The following is a 4,184-nucleotide window of genomic DNA, read 5'->3' on the forward strand; positions in this document are numbered from 1 at the left end:
AAAAACGATTGAGCCTGCGCCATGTAAATCATAACCTTGCATATCTACATTATATCCTGAAGCATATATCCAAGCATAAATGGTACCTCCATCTTCGGTTTCACTGCCTTGTATCGAATTGGACGTACTTGACCAGTAAAACGGATAATTAACTTGCTCAATGGTTCCATCAACTATATTTGTGACCTCCGTAAGATTGAACACACTTGTGTCCATGGCAGGAATTTCTGTTACTGAGTTATCGGCAATACTCTGCAATTCCTTAATATTAGGTAAACGCCAATCATCGTAACCAGCAACAGTAGCTGCTTCTGCATAGGCTAAAGCTTCTTTCCAGTATAAGTACTCCCCATTATCGTTCTGCGACCACATTAAACCGGTGGCATGATCGGTAACCGTTTCGTCTCCGTTATCAACAAACTCGTTGATGCCGTAGGTTGTATTCCCTCGAACTGCACGTACATATCTGGCGCCACTCATAGCCTTGATGTGCCCAGTCCAGTCGTTAACGATCCAATATGGATCACCTTGTACTTGCTCGTTCTGGTATTCACTTTCTACGAGATATTGGTTGCTGGTCCATGAATGATGCTGATTCATTTGCGTACCATCACCAGTCAGATTAAAATAGTCGGTATCTATCCATGGCCATCCTGTAGAAAAATCCCTAATAGACCATAACTCTTTTAACGTTGGCATACGCCAGTCGTCATAGTCACCGGTTGTTAGGGACGCACAATAGCTAGAAGCCTGACTCCATGGCATGGTTTGGCTTGATTGATCTTGGGCCCAAATCAGACCAGTATTGTTGTCTGTGACCGTACCATCACCATTATCGGTGTAGCTTGGTGCCGTTCCAGAATACTGTGAATCTTGTCCGTAAAAATCCTCACCTTCCGAAGGACAATCTATTTGTCCGGAATCGCCGTAGCATAAATTCTGGTTTGTATCCACAATAGGATAAGCGCTATCCAAAGAAATTTCTTCAGTCGTATCCTCTGTTGTATCGTCTGTTGTTTCAATATCATCATCAGTGCTGCAAGCATTAAATGAAAACAATATTAAAAACATTGCAATAACCAGTACGGTTTCTTTTTTAGATTTTATTGTCTGTTTCATAACTATATATTTTAATTTAGAAATGATTTAATTTCTTGGTCCTCCTTGACCTCCTTGTCTTTCCGGTTTAGGAGCGTTTTCTAATTCTTCCTCTGAAAGATATCCATCATCATCTGTATCTATTTTTGAAAAATCGCTTTTTAAAGGTCCTTTTACTTCAGATTCCGATAGTTTTCCATCCTTATTGGCATCCATTTGTGTTAATAGTTGCTCTACACTTGGTTGACCTCCTTGACCTCTTTGTGAAGTCTTGTTTGCACTCTCTGCTTCTGAAGACGATTTACAGGAAGCAAATAGAGAAATGGTTAAAATTGTAATTCCTAATTTTAGGTTTCTTGTGTTCATGATTTTTATTTTATTGATTCAATTTTAAATTATGCAACAAAGAAATGGCGGGATTGACCCAATAAAAATCCAAATCAATAGGTGCCCGTTTTTTATCTATGGATTGATTGATTCTTTAAACGAGGTTTTTGGCCAAATCGGGGTTTTTGAATTGATGAAGCGATCAAAGGTTAATTGGCATACAACCAAAAAGGGTGTCCAAAAAGTATCAAAACCTGTCAGTCTGAGCGCAGTAGAAGACCTTAAAGTATAGAACGCCAAAGCATTTCGACTGCGCTCAATGTGACAAAGAAGTTTAACTTTTTCTTTTTAGACAGCCTCTGCAACCAACTCAACTAAAAACCAAACTTTATAGTAATGCCACTTCATTGGGCCATTGCCCAAAAGGCTGCTTTTCAAATTGCATGGTGCCATCTTCCCCCTTATACATATTGATCCAAGCTTGCCAATTTTCATTGTCCATTTCGGGATAATCCAATCGGTAATGGCTGCAACGACTCTCCGTTCGCATTAGGGAAGCTTTGAGTTTCATTTCGGCACTCACGATCATATTGGCGGTTTCATGGGCCAATCGCAATTCATGGAAATTGGCGGCCCTTAACATGGGCATATGATGATCCCTTAATTCCTCGATATAGGCCAGTGCCCCTTGCATCATACGTTCCTTTTTTATGTATAGGACAAAATTCGGAATCATGATACCCTGCAAGGTCTGGGTTACCCAAGCTGGACTATAGCCCGCTTCCCGTTTCATAGGCGCTAGGATTTCCGCTTCTATTTCCATCATTTTGGATTTTGAAATAGAAACCGATTTTATGTTTTTACAATATGCGGCAGCAGCTTCGCCTGCCACGCCTCCCTGAACGGCAGAACCTGACAGTGAAGAACCGATTTGCGTATAGATAGCTCCCGACATATAGGAACCCAAGGCATCACCTGCGGCATACAAGCCTGGAATGTTCGATTCGCACTTTTCATTGATTGGAACCAATCCTTCAGATTTATGGATAGCCATCCCTGCGGAAGAACCACCAACTATACCACCTCCCATGCCCGGAGGTGCTCCATCTCCATCTTTTGGGGGCCTTTCCCCTTTACCTTTTGGCGGTCTTTTTCCGTCTTTTTCGCCCCCCCCTGGAGGTCCATCATCTGACAAAACCAAGCCTTCAGGTCTTTGTGGGCCATCGGTTTTAGCTTTACTGTTCGTACTATTATTCGAAGCGCCTGGAGGCCCCATTTTTAGTGGGCTACCGTTTACATAGGCCATATAATTCGCTTCCACACCAAGATCATGTCTAATTTCAATTCGTGTTGTACTTGGTTTTTGTTCGAACATATCGCCCCATCCGTCATAACAGGCTGCAGGATTTTCAGATCTGCCAGGGTGCCCATCGTTCCATTCTTTTCCAGTGACTTTTGCGCCAATATTGTAAGCCATTACGGTTCCATCATGCGTAAGGTCGCAAATAGGGAAGCCGTTGGGTTTAAAACCACCTGCTCCTGTACATAAAATCACGCTTTTAGCCTCATAAAACAGCACTTTCTGCTCATCAATGCTAAATCCCGCTGCACCTACAACCCGCTCGTCTTCTTTTATTAAATGTGTAATAGTCACACGTTCGTGAACAGGTATATTTCGCGCTTCAATGGGCTTGCTAAAACTCTTGTTGTATAATGAGGACTCAAAAAAGCCCCATTCCCGTAATTCATTTACGCGGGCAAGGGAATGTTCTGCAAGTTGTCTGGTATATGCTTTATTGTTGGTGCCAATAGCAGAGAAAGAAACCTTTTCAACAAACTCGTCAATGCTTGTTTTTTCATTTTCAGGGTCATAGGCAAATATCCCTTTTGCAAAAGGGGTCTGTCCCGATGCACCCAATCTTCCTTTCGAAACCATCATTACTTTCGCACCGGCATCATGGGCCTTTACCGCTGCAAACAACCCTGCCATGCCGCTTCCAATGACCAAAACATCGGTGCTCAATATATCAACTCCCAATGCATCAATATCAACTTCCAGCTCATTTATTGCCCAGTCTATGGGCATTCCCATGGCTGAAATTGCGGCAAAACTGGCAGCACCACCTGCTAAGGTCATAAACTTGCGTCGAGAAATGTTCTCTTTTTTGTCTTGCTTATTCATTTGATTATTTTAAGGGTATTTCTATGTTCCTTGCTGCTTTTTGATGTTTTAAAAAGATAGGTCCTGAGTAAAGCATAAACTCCAGTTGCCACGATCAAAACATAATAAACTGAGAATGAGGTGTTGCTATGTCGACCTATATTAATCACATGCCAGGTTGCTGTAATCACGAATACAAGGGTCAAGCAGCCGTGTAAACTGCGCCAAGTACTATATTTTAAATGAAGTTTAAACCTGAAAAATGCTGTAATCATAAGAATAAGCACACAGGAGTAGGCAATTAATCCTAAAATGACCCCTAGGCTACTAAAGGTGGTAATCAATTTGAGAAAAGCATCAGCCGGGGTAACCCCATTATCAAAGAATTTAGGAACGATAATAAAAAAAGGGTGTAACAATAAGGTCGATATAAATAGGTAACCAATGAACTTATGAATTTTCAACACATTGACCATTCGAATATCCTTGACCAATTTTTTGTTGATCCGCGATAAAAAGAATTGGGACATCAGGATTGTAAATCCTAAAATGGTTGTAAGCGATAAGGTTTCCATCAGAAAATTCCGTCTTGGAAAAT

Annotated in this window: 5 protein-coding genes; 1 reads left to right on the forward strand and 4 read right to left on the reverse strand. The window is 41.3% G+C overall.

Going from position 1 to position 4,184, the window contains the following annotated elements:
• A partial coding sequence (locus WBM98_RS00935) for a DUF1566 domain-containing protein (RefSeq protein WP_424364134.1) occupies positions 1 to 975 on the reverse strand: 975 nt, incomplete at its 3' end.
• A gap of 171 nt (positions 976 to 1,146) precedes the next feature.
• Entirely contained in the window at positions 1,147 to 1,464 is a 318-nt protein-coding gene (locus WBM98_RS00940; protein WP_424364135.1) for an EF-hand domain-containing protein, read from the reverse strand.
• A gap of 31 nt (positions 1,465 to 1,495) precedes the next feature.
• Between WBM98_RS00940 and WBM98_RS00945 the strand changes: the two genes are divergently transcribed.
• On the forward strand, positions 1,496 to 1,717 hold the full coding sequence (locus WBM98_RS00945) for a hypothetical protein (protein ID WP_424364136.1): 222 nt from the start codon (positions 1,496 to 1,498) through the stop codon (positions 1,715 to 1,717).
• 96 nt (positions 1,718 to 1,813) lie between these two features.
• Here the strand turns inward: WBM98_RS00945 and WBM98_RS00950 are convergent, their stop codons facing one another.
• Positions 1,814 to 3,607, reverse strand: coding sequence for an FAD-binding protein (locus tag WBM98_RS00950; RefSeq protein ID WP_424364137.1), 1,794 nt, complete (start codon positions 3,605 to 3,607; stop codon positions 1,814 to 1,816).
• Positions 3,604 to 4,184, reverse strand: a 581-nt coding sequence (locus tag WBM98_RS00955) for a ferric reductase-like transmembrane domain-containing protein (RefSeq protein ID WP_424364138.1), incomplete at its 5' end; no start/stop codon positions are given. The genes WBM98_RS00955 and WBM98_RS00950, both read right to left, overlap by 4 nt.

Origin of the sequence: Maribacter sp. (genome assembly GCF_049667165.1) — a bacterium.
Taxonomy (GTDB): domain Bacteria; phylum Bacteroidota; class Bacteroidia; order Flavobacteriales; family Flavobacteriaceae; genus Maribacter_A.

Excerpts from the sequence above, each read along its gene's own strand:
- WBM98_RS00940 (WP_424364135.1), bottom strand. The coding sequence starts at position 1,464 with ATGAACACAAGAAACCTAAAATTAGGAATTACAATTTTAACCATTTCT.
- WBM98_RS00945 (WP_424364136.1), top strand. The coding sequence starts at position 1,496 with ATGCAACAAAGAAATGGCGGGATTGACCCAATAAAAATCCAAATCAAT.
- WBM98_RS00950 (WP_424364137.1), bottom strand. The coding sequence starts at position 3,607 with ATGAATAAGCAAGACAAAAAAGAGAACATTTCTCGACGCAAGTTTATG.